At 72.5% G+C, this 16,102-nt stretch carries 17 protein-coding genes; 10 read left to right on the top strand and 7 right to left on the bottom strand.

Annotated elements, in window-relative coordinates:
• Positions 1-49: 49 nt before the first annotated feature.
• Positions 50-1,333, bottom strand: a complete 1,284-nt coding sequence (locus tag ABT123_RS27020; protein WP_351319251.1) for an extracellular solute-binding protein — start codon at positions 1,331-1,333, stop codon at positions 50-52.
• 231 nt (positions 1,334-1,564) lie between these two features.
• Between ABT123_RS27020 and ABT123_RS27015 the strand changes: the two genes are divergently transcribed.
• From ABT123_RS27015 to ABT123_RS27000, 4 genes are all read left to right on the top strand, one after another.
• Positions 1,565-2,497 carry an ROK family protein gene (locus ABT123_RS27015; protein ID WP_351319332.1) on the top strand — a complete coding sequence of 311 codons (933 nt, stop codon included), beginning with the start codon at positions 1,565-1,567 and terminating at the stop codon, positions 2,495-2,497.
• Positions 2,497-3,648 carry an N-acetylglucosamine-6-phosphate deacetylase gene (gene nagA / locus ABT123_RS27010; RefSeq protein WP_351319249.1) on the top strand — a complete coding sequence of 384 codons (1,152 nt, stop codon included), beginning with the start codon at positions 2,497-2,499 and terminating at the stop codon, positions 3,646-3,648. Before ABT123_RS27015 ends, nagA begins: the two co-directional genes overlap by 1 nt.
• Before the next feature lie 115 nt (positions 3,649-3,763).
• Entirely contained in the window at positions 3,764-4,672 is a 909-nt protein-coding gene (locus ABT123_RS27005; RefSeq protein ID WP_351319247.1) for a 1-phosphofructokinase family hexose kinase, read from the top strand.
• 111 nt (positions 4,673-4,783) lie between these two features.
• Positions 4,784-5,131, top strand: a complete 348-nt coding sequence (locus ABT123_RS27000) for an SH3 domain-containing protein (RefSeq protein ID WP_351319246.1) — start codon at positions 4,784-4,786, stop codon at positions 5,129-5,131.
• A gap of 68 nt (positions 5,132-5,199) precedes the next feature.
• On the opposite strand, the gene ABT123_RS26995 is transcribed toward ABT123_RS27000, so the two are convergent.
• Together ABT123_RS26995 and cdgB are read right to left on the bottom strand one after the other, a co-directional pair.
• Positions 5,200-6,195: a CBM35 domain-containing protein gene (locus ABT123_RS26995; protein ID WP_351319245.1), complete on the bottom strand. Its 996-nt coding sequence runs from the start codon at positions 6,193-6,195 to the stop codon at positions 5,200-5,202.
• A gap of 68 nt (positions 6,196-6,263) precedes the next feature.
• Positions 6,264-7,991 (bottom strand): diguanylate cyclase CdgB, encoded by a 1,728-nt coding sequence (cdgB, locus tag ABT123_RS26990; protein WP_351319243.1) that lies wholly within the window; start codon positions 7,989-7,991, stop codon positions 6,264-6,266.
• Between the two features lie 383 nt (positions 7,992-8,374).
• Between cdgB and ABT123_RS26985 the strand changes: the two genes are divergently transcribed.
• Positions 8,375-8,860: a flavin reductase family protein gene (locus ABT123_RS26985; RefSeq protein WP_502971065.1), complete on the top strand. Its 486-nt coding sequence runs from the start codon at positions 8,375-8,377 to the stop codon at positions 8,858-8,860.
• 26 nt (positions 8,861-8,886) lie between these two features.
• On the opposite strand, the gene arfB is transcribed toward ABT123_RS26985, so the two are convergent.
• Entirely contained in the window at positions 8,887-9,321 is a 435-nt protein-coding gene (gene arfB, locus ABT123_RS26980; protein WP_351319239.1) for an alternative ribosome rescue aminoacyl-tRNA hydrolase ArfB, read from the bottom strand.
• 149 nt (positions 9,322-9,470) lie between these two features.
• Here arfB and ABT123_RS26975 point away from each other — a divergent pair, with 149 nt between their 5' ends.
• Together ABT123_RS26975 and ABT123_RS26970 are read left to right on the top strand one after the other, a co-directional pair.
• Positions 9,471-10,046, top strand: a complete 576-nt coding sequence (locus tag ABT123_RS26975; RefSeq protein ID WP_150208500.1) for a TerD family protein — start codon at positions 9,471-9,473, stop codon at positions 10,044-10,046.
• 104 nt (positions 10,047-10,150) lie between these two features.
• Positions 10,151-10,660, top strand: a complete 510-nt coding sequence (locus tag ABT123_RS26970) for a GNAT family N-acetyltransferase (protein ID WP_351319237.1) — start codon at positions 10,151-10,153, stop codon at positions 10,658-10,660.
• A gap of 34 nt (positions 10,661-10,694) precedes the next feature.
• Here ABT123_RS26970 and ABT123_RS26965 read toward each other — a convergent pair whose 3' ends face one another.
• Both ABT123_RS26965 and ABT123_RS26960 read right to left on the bottom strand, forming a co-directional pair.
• The gene (locus tag ABT123_RS26965; protein WP_351319235.1) at positions 10,695-12,122 is read right to left on the bottom strand and encodes a M1 family metallopeptidase; all 1,428 of its coding nucleotides are present in this window, start codon (positions 12,120-12,122) and stop codon (positions 10,695-10,697) included.
• Between the two features lie 57 nt (positions 12,123-12,179).
• The gene (locus ABT123_RS26960) at positions 12,180-12,728 is read right to left on the bottom strand and encodes a GlcG/HbpS family heme-binding protein (protein WP_351319233.1); all 549 of its coding nucleotides are present in this window, start codon (positions 12,726-12,728) and stop codon (positions 12,180-12,182) included.
• A 320-nt stretch (positions 12,729-13,048) separates the two neighbouring features.
• Between ABT123_RS26960 and ABT123_RS26955 the strand changes: the two genes are divergently transcribed.
• Genes ABT123_RS26955 through ABT123_RS26945 form a run of 3 tightly spaced genes read left to right on the top strand, consistent with a single transcriptional unit; the run spans position 13,049 to position 15,429 of the window.
• Positions 13,049-14,266 (top strand): sensor histidine kinase, encoded by a 1,218-nt coding sequence (locus ABT123_RS26955; RefSeq protein WP_502971062.1) that lies wholly within the window; start codon positions 13,049-13,051, stop codon positions 14,264-14,266.
• 2 nt (positions 14,267-14,268) lie between these two features.
• Positions 14,269-14,895: a response regulator gene (locus tag ABT123_RS26950; RefSeq protein ID WP_351319231.1), complete on the top strand. Its 627-nt coding sequence runs from the start codon at positions 14,269-14,271 to the stop codon at positions 14,893-14,895.
• Between the two features lie 30 nt (positions 14,896-14,925).
• The gene (locus ABT123_RS26945) at positions 14,926-15,429 is read left to right on the top strand and encodes a hypothetical protein (RefSeq protein ID WP_351319229.1); all 504 of its coding nucleotides are present in this window, start codon (positions 14,926-14,928) and stop codon (positions 15,427-15,429) included.
• Positions 15,430-15,447: 18 nt separating this feature from the next.
• On the opposite strand, the gene ABT123_RS26940 is transcribed toward ABT123_RS26945, so the two are convergent.
• Entirely contained in the window at positions 15,448-16,101 is a 654-nt protein-coding gene (locus ABT123_RS26940) for a pentapeptide repeat-containing protein (RefSeq protein ID WP_351319227.1), read from the bottom strand.
• Between the last annotated feature and the right edge of the window lies 1 nt (position 16,102).

Below are 16,102 nucleotides of genomic sequence, written 5' to 3'. Positions count from 1 at the left end.
CATATCCCCGGGCTCCGACACCGCTCCCGGGCCCCCGCAGAGCCCCCGGTCAGCCCGCGTCGGCCGCCCGCGCCGAGGAGGCCAGGTCCTCCAGGGTCTTGGCCGGGGACGCGGGGGCGGGCAGCAGGGCGGTGCCGATGCGCTGCTTGATGTCCTCGCTCACACCGGCCCAGGACTTCTTGTTCACCGGGTAGAGCCGCGAGTTCGGCAGGGCCTGCAGGAACGTGCGCAGCCGCGGGTCGGTGCCGCCGGTGCCCGCGGTGCGTGCCTCCATCGCGCGGTAGCCGCTGGTGGTGACCGGCAGCAGGCCGTACTTGCCGGTGAACCCGGTGACGTTCTCCAGCGCGTACAGGTGGTCGAGGAACTTGCCGGACTCCGTGCGGTGCCCGTTCTTGAAGGCCATCACCCAGTCGGCGACGCCCATGGCGGAGCGCGCTTCCCCGTCCACCGTGGGCAGCGGGACCATGCCGTACGACACGCCCTTCGCCTCGGCCTGCTTCATCAGCGTGGGGTGTCCGTTGAGCATGCCGACCTCGCCCCGCGAGAACGCGTCGAACGCGGCCTGCCGGTCCAGCTTCGCGGGTTCGACCGGGCCGGTCAGGCCCTGCCCCTGGAGGGTGTCGCGGAGCCAGCCGACGGTCTTGACGTTGGCCGGGGAGTCCAGGGCGTACTTGTCCTCGCTGTCGGTGTAGCCGCCACCGCCCGCGAGCAGCCACATCATCGTCTCGGCCTGCGCCTCCTCACGGCCCAGCGGGACCGCGAAGGGGGTCTTCACCCCGGCCGCCTTCAGCTTCTTGGCAGCCGCTTCGAGGTCGTCCCAGGTCTTCGGCGCCCACGGCTTGTCCTTGCCGCCGTCCTTGTCGCCGTCCTTGCCGGTGATCCCGGCGTCGGCGAAGAGCTTCTGGTTGTAGAAGAGCAGCCGGGTGCTGGCCACGAACGGCATGCCGTACTGGACCCGCTCGATGGTGCCGGCGTCGGCCAGCGGGGTGAGGAAGTCCGCCTCGGTGCGGACGGACAGCAGCTCGTCGGCGGTGTAGAGCTTCCCCTCGGCCGCGTAGTCGGCGTAGGCGCCGATCTGTGCGATGTCCGGCGCCTTGCCCGCGGCGACCATCTCGGCGACCTTGGCGTCCACCTCCGACCAGGACAGGACGGTCACCTCGACCTTGATCCCGGGGTTGGCCGCCTCGAAGCCCGTGGCGAGCTCCTTCCACCAGCCGGCGGAGGAGTTCTGCGGATTGTCCCCGTAGTCGGCCGCCACGACGCGGAGGGTCACCTCGTTGTCCTGGCTGAGGCCGACGGCTCCGCAGCCCGTCAGCGCGCCCGTCAGCGTCATGGTCAGACACAGCGCGGCGCCTGTTGCGGCCAGCTTTCGGTATCGGCCCTGCACAGCTCTCGATCCACCCCTGGTTGTCCGTACGATGCCCATAAGGTCTACACCACTTTGGCTCCGCCGCAGGACCCGGGGCCGGGCCGAGGTCCCGAATTTGTATGGCTGCTCAACAATCCCCACCAATGGACTAGACCTTTCCCCTCCATCCACGCGAGACTGTCACCCGTGAAACCCGTGAAACACGTCATCGCCCTCGATGTGGGCGGCACCGGGATGAAGGCCGCCCTCGTCGCCGAGGACGGCTCCCTGCTGCACGAGGCGCGCCGCGCGACCGGCCGCGACCGGGGCCCGGAGGCCGTCGTCGAGTCGATCCTCGACTTCGCCGCCGAGCTGCACGCCCTGGGCGTGCAGCGGTACGGCCGGCCCGCCTCGGCCGCCGGAATCGCCGTCCCCGGCATCGTCGACGCCGAGAACGGCCTCGCCGTGTACGCGGCCAACCTCGGCTGGCGCGACGTACCGCTGCGCGAGCTCGCCGGCAGCCGCCTGGGCGGCATCCCCGTCGCCCTCGGGCACGACGTACGCACGGGCGGCCTCGCCGAAGGCCGGATCGGCGCCGGCCGCGGCGCCGACCGCTTCCTCTTCGTCCCGCTGGGCACCGGCATCGCCGGCGCCATCGGCATCGCCGGCCGCATCGAGGCCGGCGCCCACGGCTACGCCGGCGAGATCGGCCACATCGTGGTCCGCCCCGGCGGCCCCGCCTGCGGCTGCGGCCAGCACGGCTGCCTGGAGACCCTGGCCTCCGCCGCCGCCGTCAGCCGCGCCTGGGCCACCGCCTGCGGCGACCCCGGCGCGGACGCCGCCGACTGCGCCCGGGCCGTCGCGGCCGGCGACAGCCGCGCGCACCAGGTCTGGCAGGCCGCCGTCGGCGCCCTCGCCGACGGCCTGGTCACCGCCCTCACCCTGCTGGACCCCCGCATGCTGATCATCGGTGGCGGGCTCGCCGAGGCCGGGGAAACCTTGTTCACACCCCTACGGACGGCCGTCCGGGAACGCGTGACGTTCCAGCGGCTGCCCCACATCGTTCCGGCCGCCCTCGGGGACACCGCCGGATGCCTGGGCGCAGGGCTGCTCGCCTGGGATCTACTCGCCACGGAGGTACCAGCCTGATGTCCGGAAGCGCACACAGCACCGTTCTCTCCGGCGCCAGGGTGGTGCTGCCCACCGGGACCGTCAGAGGCGGCCGGGTCATCGTCACCGGCGACCGCATCGCGGGCAGCGCGCCCGAGGGCGCCGAGACCGTCGACCTGTCCGGACACTGGCTGATCCCCGGCTTCGTGGACATGCACAACCACGGCGGCGGCGGGGCCTCCTTCACCTCCGGCACCCCGGAGGAGGTGCTCCGGGGCGTGGCCACGCACCGCGAGCACGGCACCACCACCCTGGTCGCCTCCACCGTCACCGGCGACCTCGACGAACTGGCCCGGCGGGCCGGCCTGCTGGCCGAGCTGGTGCAGCAGGGCGACCTGGCGGGCATCCACTTCGAGGGCCCGTTCATCTCCCCCTGCCGCAAGGGCGCGCACAAGGAGGACCTGCTGCGCGACCCCGACCCGGCGGAGGTCCGCAAGCTGATCGACGCCGCCCACGGGACCGCCCGGATGGTCACCCTGGCCACCGAACTCCCGGGCGGGCTGGACTCCGTACGCCTGCTCGCCGAGCACGGGGTGATCGCCGCCATCGGGCACACCGACTCGACGTACGACCAGACCCGGCAGGCCATCGACGCGGGCGCCACCGTCGCCACCCACCTCTACAACGCGATGCCCGGCATGGAGCACCGCGCGCCCGGCCCGATCGCCGCGCTGCTGGAGGACGAGCGGGTCACCGTCGAGCTGATCAACGACGGCACCCACCTGCACCCGGCCATGCTCGAACTGGCCTTCCACCACGCGGGCGCCGGACGGGTCGCGCTGATCACCGACGCGATGGACGCGGCCGGCTTCGGCGACGGCATCTACCACCTCGGCCCGCTGGAGGTGGAGGTCAGGGACGGCGTCGCACGGCTGGTCGAGGGCGGCTCGATCGCGGGCTCCACCCTGACCCTGGACACCGCCTTCAAACGGTCCGTCACCCTCGACCGGCTCCCGGTCGAATCGGTGGTCGAGGCGATCTCGGCGAACCCCGCCCGGCTGCTCGGCCTGTACGACCGGGTCGGCTCGCTGGAGCCGGGCAAGTACGCCGACCTGGTGGTCCTGGACGCGGACTTCGACCTCAAGGGAGTCATGCGGCACGGCGAATGGATCGTCAACCCGCTCGGCTGACCGGCCCGTCGGGAGCGGCACGGCCCGACGGACTCGGAGGCGGGTCGGCCCGGGGGGCTGGGCGCGGCGCCCTCCGTTTGGCATGATCCCCGGCACCGACCGACCGGGGGGTGCCATGATCCTGACCGTCACGCTGAACACCGCGCTGGACGTGACGTACCACGTTCCGCGGCTGCTCCCGCACGCCTCGCACCGCGTCTGTGACGTACGCGAACGCCCGGGCGGCAAAGGCGTGAACGTGGCCCGGGTGCTGGCCGCGCTGGGGCACCGGACGACCGTCACGGGCTTCGCGGGCGGCCCGACGGGCGAGGTGCTCCGCGGATCCCTGGACGGCATCCAGGACGCGCTGGTGCCGTGCGCCGGGAGCACCCGCCGCACGGTCGCCGTGGTCGATGCGACGACCGGGGACACCACCCAGTTCAACGAGGCCGGCCCGGTCATCTCGGCGGCCGAGTGGGCCCGCTTCCAGGACCGCTACCGGGAGCTGCTCGGCACCGCCCGCGCGGTCGCCCTGTGCGGCAGCCTGCCGCCGGGCCTGCCGGTCGGCGCGTACGCCGTCCTGGTACGGGCGGCCCGCGCGGCCGGGGTCCCGGTCCTGCTGGACACCGGCGGCGAGGCCCTGCGCCGGGGCGTGGCCGCCCGCCCCGACCTGATCAAGCCGAACGCCACGGAGCTGGCCGAGCTGACCGGCTCCCGGGAACCGCTGCCCGCCGCCCTGGCGGCCCGCCGGCGCGGCGCCCATGCGGTGGTGGCCTCCCTGGGCCCGGCGGGCCTGCTGGCCGCCACCCCGGAGGGCACCTGGCAGGCGGCCCCGCCACAGGCCCTGGCCGGCAATCCGACGGGCGCGGGCGACTCGGCGGTGGCGGGCCTGCTGTCGGCACTGGCGGAGGGCCTGGACTGGCCGGAGCGGCTCGCCCGGGCGGTGGCCCTGTCGGCGGCCACGGTCCGGGCCCCGGCGGCGGGAGAGTTCGACCCCGCCGACTATGCCGGCCTCCTGCCAGCAGTCCACATTAAGTCGATTTAGCCATACACCCAGCCATTTCGGCCAAATAGCCGCCGCTCGCGCCATCGCGGCAGGTTCCGACCGTACCCTGGAATCGAACTGACGTTCGATCAATAGAAGGGTGTTCGCGTGATGCACAAGTTGAGGTCCGCGCTGGTGGCAACCGGCTTCGCCGCAGCGGCCGTTCTGGGGGCGGCGAGCTCCAGCAGCGCCGCCGACGAGGAAGCCGGAGTCTGGATGAACGGCAACCACCCGTTCAACATCCGCGCTTCCGCCAGCACAAGCGGGGCGAAGATCGCCACAATCAGCAACCCCAACACCAAGGTCGCGTGCACGGCGATGCCCTGCAATCGGAACTACGACGGCGGTTCCTACAGCTGTTGGAGCGGCGGACCGTCGGGCAACGACTGGGTGAAGGTCACCTACGGGGGCCGCATCGGCTGGGTGGCCATCTACTGCGTTGAGGCGGGCCGCATCTGACGGGCCGTGGCCGACGGATTGCTCGCCGCCCGCACCGGGGCGGCGAACAACTCAGCCCGCCACAAGGGTCAACGGCTGGACAGCGAGAACTGATCGATGATCGCTTCGCACTGATTGCCGGCCTCGCAGGAGATCTTGATGGTGTTCGTCCCCTGCTTGAGGTTGATGTACGAGTAGGTGTTGGTCCAGCCCTTGGCCCAGTCACCCTCGGCGGCCTTCGAAAAATTCTTCATGTTGATCGCACGACCCTGCGCGGCCCCATTGATCGACAGGGTCGCGTTGGCGTCCTTGCCGGGCACACCGTAGAACACCCGGAAGGTGTACTCACCCTGCTTGGGCGCGTCGACCGTCCAGGTCACGGATGCGCCGACCTGGTTGAAGTTGCCGACGTACTGTCCGCCCTCGGACTTCGCACCCGGCACCGTGCTCTGCAGCTGGGCGCCGCCCGCGATGGCCATGCCCGGGCCGCCCGCGTCGCCCTTGGGCAGGGTCGGGGCCGAGGACTTCGAGGTGCTCGGTTCCGGGCTGGCCGAGTTCTGCGGGGGCGCCGACTGGGTCTGGCCGCCGCCGGCCTGGGTGCCGGTGCCGTCCTTCTTGTCCTTGCCGTCCTTGCCGAAGGTCACGGCCGCGCCGATGCCGATCGCCACCGCGGCGACCACGGCGACCGCCGCGATCAGCAGGCCGCGGCGGGACGAGCCGCCGCCACCGCCGCCGTGACCGCCGCGCGACGGGATCGGCTGGGTGTGCTGCGGGGGCGGGGCCTGCGGGGGCACGCCGTACCCCCCGGCCTGGATCGCCTCCGGGGCGGCATAGTGCGGCTGCGGCTGGGCCTGCGGCGGAACGGCTCCGCGCTGCCCGCCGTACGTCCGCTCACCGACGGTACGCACCTGGTTGTACGAGGTCCGCGGCACGCCGGGCTGGACGCCGGGCTGACCACCGACCGTCGGGCCGGGGTAGCCGTATCCACCGCCCGGCGGGGGCGGGGCGGCACCGGCAGCCTGGCCGTCCGCGTAGAGGTAGCCGAACGGATCGTCGTCCTCGGGCTTGTTCGCGGGCGTGGTCATCGCAGGTCACTCCTTTCGACCCACGGGAGCCTACCCCGAACACGTGCACCCACGGGCTGTGGATCGCGTCAGCCGGCCCGGCGGTGCGCCTTGGATCGGCTTCTTTTCTCGATGTACATCCGCTGGTCGGCGGAGCGCAACACTTCGTCGGCGGACATGCCGCAGCTGGCCCAGCCGATGCCGAAACTGGCCCCCACCCGCACTGCACGGCCGTCCACCCGGATCGGCGGGATGATCGCGTTCCGCAGCCGGACGGCAAGATCGGCGGCGTCGGCGGCACCGAGTCCGTCGGCGAGGACGACGAATTCGTCACCACCCAGCCGAGCGACGGTGTCACCGTCCCTGACGCCCGTCGTCAGCCTCCGGGCGACCTCGATGAGCACCGCGTCACCGGTGTGGTGACCGAACCGGTCGTTGATCGACTTGAAGCCGTCCAGATCGCAGAAGAGCACCGCGAGGCCCTTGCTGCCGTCGTCGAGGTCACCGGCGGGGGCCACGGTGTGCACATGGTGGTCGTACGGGCCGCCCGCCGCCGGGGCGCCGACGCCCCCGGGCGCCCCTGGCGCGCCCGCGCCCGCCCCGGCGTACTCGAAGGGGTCGGCGTAGCCGTCCGGCCGGAAGCCGTGCCCGTGCTCACCGGAGCCGGCCGGCTCGCCGGGCCGGCCCCGCTCCTCGAAGGCCGCGTCCAGCACCTCCACCGCGGTGGCCCGCACCGACTGCGGACGGCGGCACAGCCGGGCCCCCAGCCGGGCCCGCAGCTCGGCGCTGTTGGGCAGGCCGGTCAGCGAGTCGTGACTGGCCCGGTGGGCGAGCTGCAGCTCGTGCCGCTTGCGTTCCTCGATGTCCTCGACATGGGTGAGCAGAAACCGCGGGCCGTCGGCGGCGTCGGCGACCACCGAATTACGGAGCGAGACCCATACGTAGGTGCCGTCGCGGCGGCCGAGCCGGAGCTCCGCCCGGCCGCCCTCGGCCGAGGTCCGCAGCAGGGTGCCGATGTCCTCGGGGTGGACCAGGTCGGAGAAGGAGTAGCGGCGCAGCACGGAGGCCGGCCGGCCGAGCAGCCGGCACAGCGCGTCGTTGGTCCGCAGCAGCCGGCCGTGCTGGTCCCCGCCCATTTCGGCGATGGCCATACCGCTGGGCGCGTACTCGAAAGCCTGCCGGAAGGACTCCTCGCTCGCCCGGAGCGCCTGCTGCTCGCGCTCCAGCCGGACCAGGGCGCGCTGCATGTTCGCGCGCAGCCGGGCGTTGCTGATCGCAATGGCGGCCTGGAACGCGTACATCTGGAGCGCTTCGCGCCCCCAGGCGCCGGGACGGCGGCCGTTGCGCGGCCGGTCCACCGAGATGACCCCGAGCAGCTCGCCGCCGGAGGCGTACATCGGCGCGTACAGCCGGTCTTCGGGGTGCCACTCGTCCTTGAAGCGGGGCTCGGGGCCGTCGGTGTGCCACTGGGGCACGTCGTCCTCCAGCAGGACCCAGCCCTCGGTGTGCGGGATGAAGCGCAGGCCGTCCCAGGACTCGCCCATGGAGAGCCGGCGTTCCCAGGAGCCGCGGGATCCGACCCGGCCGGTGATCAGGGCTTCGGCGGCGGGGTCGCCGGCGAAGGCGGCGACGACGAGATCCCCGTCGGGGCGGACGAGGTTGACACAGGCGAGTTCATAGCCGAGGCCCACGACGATGCCGTCCACGACGGTCTGCAGAGTGTCCGCCAGGCTCCGGGCCGTGTTGAGTTCGGCCACCACCTGGTGCAGCTGCCGCAGGGTCGCAAGACGGACGTACGGCTCCGACTCGGTCTCCATTGCTCGCTCTCCCCGAGACCTCGACAGCAACTCCAGGTTTGTCATCGGCGTTTCGTTGCGGTGTCCCGTCCACTGAATCACAGTGAGCTGTGCGGCAGGTACACAGGGTCAACAAATCTTGCCCTCTGTGACTCAAGTCACATGATATGGAGATAAGGGAGGGGGTGAGGGAGGGTCGCTAGTCCTAGGCCGGGCGCCCGAGGCCGTCGGGGGCGGGTTCGGACTGAGGTCCGATGCGGGGCACGGAAACGCGAGACTAGCGTTCGGACGTGCTGAAGACGACCCCCCGTACCGAACATGCCGAACGAGCCGAGCGCGCCGAACTCGCAGAACGGCCGACCCCTCATGCTGAAGGGGTGAGCAACGAGAACTTCCGGGCCGCCATGTCCCGGCTGGCGGCGGGCGTGGTGCTGGTGACCGCGCACGAACCGCCGCTGACCGAGGACGGCCCGCGCGGCGAGGACGTCGGCATGACGGCCACCGCCTTCATGTCCGTCTCGCTGGACCCGCCGCTGGTGCTGGTGAGCCTGCGGGAGGGCTCCCGGATGGACGACCTGCTGGCCGAACAGCCGCTGTGGGCGGTGTCGGTGCTGGCCGAGGGCCAGCGCCAGGTGGCCGGCCGGTTCGCGATGAAGGGCCGGATCAGCGACCGGCTGCTCTTCGCCGACCTGCCGTGGTCGCGGGGCGAGGTCTCCGGGGCACCGCTGCTGGACAACGCGCTGGCCACCCTGGAATGCCGTACGGAGTCCCGTACCGAGGCCGGGGACCACACCCTGGTGGTGGCGCGGGTGCTCAGCGCCTCCGTACCTTCGGCGGCGGCCGGCCCGCTCACCTACTTCAAGGGCGGCTACCGCCACCTGAGCGCGTAGGCCGGCCCGGGCCGGCCGGGAGCGGGTTACCAGTCGCGGCCGGAGCGGCCTCGCTTGGTTTCCGCACGGGCCTTCTTCTCGCGCAGCCGGCGCTCGTTGATCCCGCGGGGGATCTTCGTCGCGCGGCGCGGCTTCGGCGGCGGGGCGGTGGCCTCCGCCAGCAGCGAGGCCAGCCGCACCAGGGCCATCTCGCGGTTGCGCCACTGCGAGCGGTGCTCGGACGCCCGGACGGTGACCACCCCGTCCACGAGCCGGGAGGCCAGCCGCTCCAGCGCCCGCGCCTTCCACACCTCGGGCAGCGCCGAGCTGGCGGCGAGGTCGAAACTCAGCTCCGCCTTGGAATCGGAGGTGTTGACGTGCTGTCCGCCGGGCCCCGAGGAACGCGAGAAGCGCCACGTGAGCTCGGCCTCGGGCAGCACGACCGAACCGCGGATGACATAGGGACCAGGCATGCCCCCCATAGTCCCGCCCGGCCGCACGCCCCGTCACCTCCATTTCGCACATCCGCACGCGGGGCGGAACCTTCGCGCCCCCTCGCCGCGTTATGACAGTCAGCGATAGCTTGACCACACGGTCTTGGTTTCGAGGAATTCGAGGAAAGGGACATCCGATGGCGGTAAGCCTGTCCAAGGGCGGCAACGTCTCGCTCACGAAGGAGGCGCCCGGCCTCAGCGCGGTCACGGTCGGTCTCGGCTGGGACGTCCGGACGACGACCGGGGTGGACTTCGACCTGGACGCATCGGCCATCGCGGTGAACGCGACGGGCAAGGTCGTCTCCGACAGCCACTTCGTCTTCTTCAACAACAAGTCCACCCCGGACCAGACCATCGTCCACACCGGCGACAACCGGACGGGCGAGGGTGCCGGGGACGACGAGGCGATCAACGTCAACCTGGCGGGCCTGCCCGCCGACGTCGACAAGATCGTCTTCCCGGTGTCCATCTACGACGCCGACTCCCGCAGCCAGAACTTCGGCCAGGTCCGCAACGCGTACATCCGCGTGCTCAACCAGGCCGGCGGCGGCGAGATCGCCCGCTACGACCTCTCCGAGGACGCGGCGACCGAGACCGCCATGGTCTTCGGCGAGCTCTACCGCAGCGGCGCGGAGTGGAAGTTCCGTGCGGTCGGCCAGGGGTACGCCTCCGGCCTGACCGGCATTGCGCAGGACTTCGGCGTCAACGTCTGAGTCCCCCGGTAGCGGTCCGCGGGCCCCGGGCCCGCGGACCGGTGCACCACTGGCCGAAGCCCCCTCCCAGCCGTCCGGGGAGGGGCCTTCGCTACGGTCTGTTGATGATCATCGAACCGCTCGTCCCGGTGGACGGCGCCCTGCCCGGCCCGGTCCTGACCGAGGTCGCCACCCTGTACGCCACCAACCGGGCCTTCTTCGAGCTGACCGGGGACTTCCCGAACCCGGCCAGGATCACCGTCGAACAGGTCGCGGCCTCGCTCGCCGACGAACTCGCGCACGACGGCGCCCGGGTGCTGCTGGCCCGCTCCGCCGGCCGGCTGATCGGCCTGGCGGCCACCCTCGACCACCACCCCGACCCGGCCGACCCCGACCCGTGGATCGGGCTGCTGCTGATCGACGCCACCGCCCACCGCGAGGGGTACGGCCGCATCCTGGCCGGCCTGCTCGAGGACCGGTTCCGGGCGGCCGGCCGGTCCGGCGTACGACTGGCCGTACTCGACAACAATCCGGGCGGACTGGCGTTCTGGCAGGCCCAGGGGTACACGGTCCTGCGCTCCGGCCGGGACCGCGAGGCGGACCGCGCCTGCACGGTCCTCCACAAACCCCTCTGACGGGGCGCCCGTACGCTACGGCTACGGCTACGGCTCAGGCGGAGGGCCGGTCCTCGCCGTACAGCCACGTCTTCCACACCTTGTCCAGGTCGTGGCCGGTCTTCTGCTCCGCGTACGCGGTGAAATCGGCGGTGCTCGCGTTCCCGTGCCGGTGCTCGGCGGCCCAGCCGCGGAGCAGGTCGAAGAACGCCTTGTCCCCCACCTCCTGCCGGATCCGGTGCAGCACCATCGCGCCCCGGTAGTACACGGGCGTCCCCGAAATGTCCTCGGGGCCGGGCGGGGAGGCCGGCGGGAACTCCCACCACTCGGAGTCGGCGGACGGATCGACCTCCGTGTCCCCCTCGTCGAAGGCGGTGAACCGCTCCTCGGCGGTGGGACCGCCGTGGTCCTCGGACCACAGCCACTCGGCGTAGGTCGCGAAGCCCTCGTTGAGCCACATGTCCTTCCAGGACTTCGGCGACACCGAGTTGCCGAACCACTGGTGGGCCATCTCGTGGACCACCAGATCCGCGGTCGGCGCCCCCGGGTAGACCGGCCTGGTCTGGGTCTCCAGGGCGTACCCGAGCGCGCCCTCCTCCTCGACGATCGCGCCCGCCGCCGAGAACGGGTACGGCCCGAACCGCCCGCTGCCCCAGTCCACGATTTCCGGGATCCGACCGAGCGCCTCCGCGCTCTTCGCCGCCTGGTCCGGCACCACCGCGTTGTAGACCGGGATCCCGGAGGCGGTGGTGGCGGTGGAGATCTTGTACTTCCCGACGGCCGCGGTGGCCAGATAGCTGGCCATCGGCTCGCCCGACCGCCACCGAAACACGGTCTCGCCGCTGTCGCCGCTGTCCCCATTCCGGTCGGCCCGCGAGACCAACTGCCCGTTGGAGACCGCCTCGTACCCCTTCGGGACGCGGAGGGAGATGTCGTAGCCGGCCTTGTCGGCGGGGTGGTGGTTGCCGGGGAACCAGGCCATCGAGCCGGTCGGCTCGCCGACCCCGACGGCCCCGCCGGTGGTCCGGATCCAGCCCTCCTCGGACCCGTCGGGGTCCGTGACGACCTTGGGCTTCCCGGAGTACCGCACCACCGTGCGGAACTCCTCGCCCTTCTTCAGGTCCTCGGCCGGGCGGATCGTCAGCTCCTGCCCGGTCCGGTTGAACCGGGCGCCTTCGCCCTGCACGGTCACGCTCTCGACGTCGAGGCCGGCGAGATCGAGGTTGAAGGAACTCAGGCCCTGCAGCGCCCGGGCGGTGATCACGGCGGTGCCGTCCAGCTCGCCGCTGTCGGGCCGGTAGGCGAGGTCCAGGTCGTAGTGCCGGACGTCGTACCCGCCGTTGCCGGCCTTGGGGAAGTACGGGTCGCGCAGCCCGGACGCACCGGGCCGCCCCTGCACCGTGCCGCCCGTACACGCCGTGGTGAGGGCGAGCAGGGCGGCGACGGAGGGGGCGGCGAACCGGAAGAGCGTGCGGTGATCCACAGGCCCGATCCTAAGGCGCGCGCTGCTGCTGGGGCGCTCAGTCTCTTAGGTCGGCTCTCAGTTCCCCAGGGCCTCGACGCCGGCCTTGGCGTACTTCTCATCCAGGTCACCGCTGGGGGCACCGGCCACACCGATGCCGGCGACCGGGGCGCCCTTGGCCTGGACCGGCGTACCGCCGCCGAGGAAGAGGGTGCCGGGGATGTCCTTCAGGTTCGGCGCCTGGGCGAGGCGGCCGACGAGCACGGAGGTCGGGGCGTTCCAGGACACGGCGGTGAACGCCTTGCGCTGGGCCGACTCGTAGGACTGCGGGCCGGCGCCGTCGCCGCGCAGGGTGACGATGGTGTTGCCGTTGCGGTCGACGACGGCGACCGTCACCCGCTGGTTCTCCTTCTCGGCGGCGTTCAGCGCGGCCTGGGCGGCGCGGGTCGCGGCGTCGATGGTGAGGTGGGTGGAGGTGGTGAAGTTCCGCTCGTCACTCTTCTTGGCGGTGGCGTTGGTGGCGGCGGGGGCGGACGGGGCGGCACTGGCTGTAACGGCACCGAAGGTTCCGGCGCCGAGGGCGACGACGAGGGCGGCACCGGTGAGGACACGGGTACGGGTGTTCATGCTGCTGCTCCCTGGCTGGGTGAGGACTCCGTTGCTGCACCTCCGATCCTGCTGCCGCCCGGCACCCCCACCCGTCCCCGTACCGGCTCGCCCTGCGCGACGATCCGGCTGACCCGGGTGTCATCCAATCGGCTGATGCGAAGCCGCTCCCCCGCCGAGTTACCTATTCCGAGCCCGTACGCGACCTCGGGGCGCGGGCCAGCGTCCGACGGGGTCCGGGGCGCAGCCCCAGGGCCGCGGGCGGAGCCCCGGGGGGCCGAGCGCAGGCCCGTCGGGACCGGGGGTGGGGCTGCGGTTCGGCCGGTGGCGGGCACGGCACGATGGATGTAGAGGCAGATCCCGAAAGGACCGGCGTGAGCACAGGCCAGCACCCTCCACGCGCAGGCGCAGCCCATGGCACGCGCGCCCTGGCCGCGGTCATGCACACCGCGTTCTTCCTCCTGCTCGGCGCCTCCCTCGCCCGCTTCCTGCTCCGCCACCCCGGCGAGCCCCGCACCCCCTGGGTCATCGCCCTCAGCATCGCCCTGGCCCTGCTCTATGTCCTCGGCCCCGTCCTCGGCGCGCGCCCCACCGCCCGCCGCCTGTTCTGGCTCGGCCTGGTCGTGGCCACCTGGGTGGTCCTCGTCCTGCTCGCCCCGAGCTTCGCCTGGTGCGCCGTGCCCCTCTTCTACACCGCCCTGCGCACCCTCCCGCCCCGCGCAGCGATCGCCCTCGTCGCCCTGCTCACCGTGTTCGTCGTGTTCGCCCAGCTCCAGCTGGCCCGCCAGTTCGACCCGAACCTCCTCCTCGCCCCGCCGGCCGTCGCGGCCCTCGCCACCGCCGTCTTCGTCCACATGGAACGGCAGGCCACCGCCCAGCGCGCGCTGATCGACGACCTGATCCGCACCCGCCGGGAGCTCGCCGCCACCGAGCGCCGCGAAGGCACCCTCGCCGAGCGGCAGCGGCTGTCGATGGAGATCCACGACACCCTGGCCCAGCACCTGTCCAGCCAGCAGATGCTGCTCCAGGCCGCCGACCGCACCTGGGACGCCGATCCGGCGACCGCCCGCGCGCACGTGCGGACCGCCACCGAGATCGCCGCCCGCGGGCTCGCCGAGGCCCGGCGGCTCGTCCACGACCTGGCTCCGCGCGAGCTCGACAACGGCGCCCAGCTGCCCGAAGCGCTCCGCGCGCTGGACGCCGGCCCGGGCATCACCGTCCGGTTCCATCTCGAAGGCACCCCGGTGCCGCTACCGGACCGCACCCAGTCGGCCCTGCTCCGCATCGCCCAGGGCGCGCTGGCCAACGTACGGGAGCACTCCGGGGCCCGGGCCGCCGCGCTGACCCTGAGCTTCCTCGGCGACCAGGTGGTGCTGGACATCGCCGACGACGGCCACGGCTTCACCGAAGAAGCCCGGCACCCCCGCGCCGAGGACCGCGGGCACGGCCTGCCCGCCATCCGCGCCCGGGTGCAGCGGCTGGGTGGCACCCTGACCATCGAATCCGCCCCCGGCGAAGGCACGGTCCTCTCCGCCGCACTCCCCCTGGAGACCCCGTAACCATGTCCACCACGATCCTTCTCTGCGACGACCACGTCGTGGTCCGGGCCGGCCTGCTCGCCCTGCTCGGCAGCGAGCCCGACATCGAGGTGCTGGGCGAGGCCGGCAGCGGCGAGGAGGCGGTGGCCCTGGCCGCCAAGCTGCACCCCGACGTGGTCCTCATGGACCTCCAGCTCGGCGACGGCATCGACGGGGTGGAGGCCACCCGCCGGATCACCGCGCTGCCGGGCCGGCCCCCGCACGTCCTGGTCCTCACCACCTACGACACGGACGCCGACATCACCCGGGCCATCGGGGCCGGCGCCACCGGGTACCTGCTGAAGGCGGAACGGCCGGAGGAGCTGTTCGCCGCCATCCACTCGGCCGCGCAGGGCCGCACCACCCTGTCCCCGCCGGTGGCCAGCCGGGTGATGGCCCATATGCGCGGCTCCCGGCCGACGCTGACGGAACGTGAGCTGGACATTCTGGGGCAGCTCGCGCACGGGCTGGGCAACCGGGAGATCGCCCGCGCCCTGTTCATCAGCGAGGCCACCGTCAAGACCCACCTGGGCCGGATCTACGACAAGCTCGGCGTGGACACCCGCGCGGGCGCGGTGGCGGTGGCCAAGGAACAGCGCCTCCTGCCGTGAGCCCGGCCCGGGCGTGACACCATCGGATACGTGCTCGACATCGGCTACTCCCTCTCCCGGCGCTTCCCGGACCCCCCGCAGACCGACTACCGGTCCGCGGACGTCCACGCGCTGCGCCACGACCTGTTCTGCGGGGACGTCTACCTCGCCGACACCAAGGAGGACCGGGAAGTATCCACAGCCTGGGGATGGGTGCCCGTCCTCGACTTCGCCTGGGCGCTGTGCGACATCGTCGAGCAGCTCGACCAGGACCCGCGCGGCAGCCGCTCCGCGAACCGGCAGTACGCCGAGCTCGACTTCACCGAGTCCACCGACCGCATGCTCTTCGAGCGCCGCTTCGGCTGGGTGGACATCGAGGCGGACTGGATGCCGCCGGAGGAGGCCCCGCTGACCTTCAGCCACCGCCTGCTCCGCCGCGAGGCCCGGGACTTCCTCCACGACCTGATCGCGGACCTGACCGACATGCACGACGGCCTGGCCGACAACCCCGCCATCTGGACCCTCCAGTCCCGCTTCCCCCGCGTCCCGGCCTAGGCCCTGTCCGCGCCGCGGCTACGCCTCCACCCGGATGCCCAGCTGCGCCGCGAAGGCCGGTGCCAGGTCCAGCAGCTGCGCCGGGCTGATCACCGCTCCGGCCAGCCGGTCCAGGCCGCGGGCGATGTCCAGTTCGGCCACCGCCCGCAGATCCACGTCCGTCAGCCGGGCCCGGCTGAAGTCCGCCCGGCGGATCACGCAGTCGTGGAACTCCACCCGCTCCAGCACGGCGTCCCCGAAGTCCGGCTCCACCAGCACCACGCCCTCGAACACCACGTCCTTGAGCCGCGCCGTCCGCAGGTTCAGGTAGTCGATCTTCCCGCCCCGTACAAGTACGCGCTCCAGGGCCGCCCCGTGCAGCTGCACCCCGCCCAGCCGGGCCTCGGTCAGCTCCACGTCCCGCAGCGTCGCCTCCGCCAGATCCGTCCCGACCCCGCGCAGCCCCTCCAGTACGCAGTCCAGGATCCGCGCCTTGACCAGGCGCGTCCCGTCCAGGCCGCAACCCGCCAGCCGGCAGTCCATGAACCGGGCCCCGCCCCCGTGCTGCCCGCCCAGGTCCAGCCCGTCGAACTCCAGGCCGTCGTAGTCGCCGTCCGGCTCCAGCCCGCCACCGTGCGCCGACAGCCCGGGCAGCCGCACCTCGGGCCGCCGGGCCCGCTTCACCACGCCCATG

This window comes from Streptomyces sp. NPDC002054 (assembly GCF_040296685.1).
Taxonomy (GTDB): domain Bacteria; phylum Actinomycetota; class Actinomycetes; order Streptomycetales; family Streptomycetaceae; genus Streptomyces.
The sequence above is the reverse complement of the archived record's forward strand: the minus strand, read 5'-3'. Positions and strand labels throughout refer to the sequence as shown.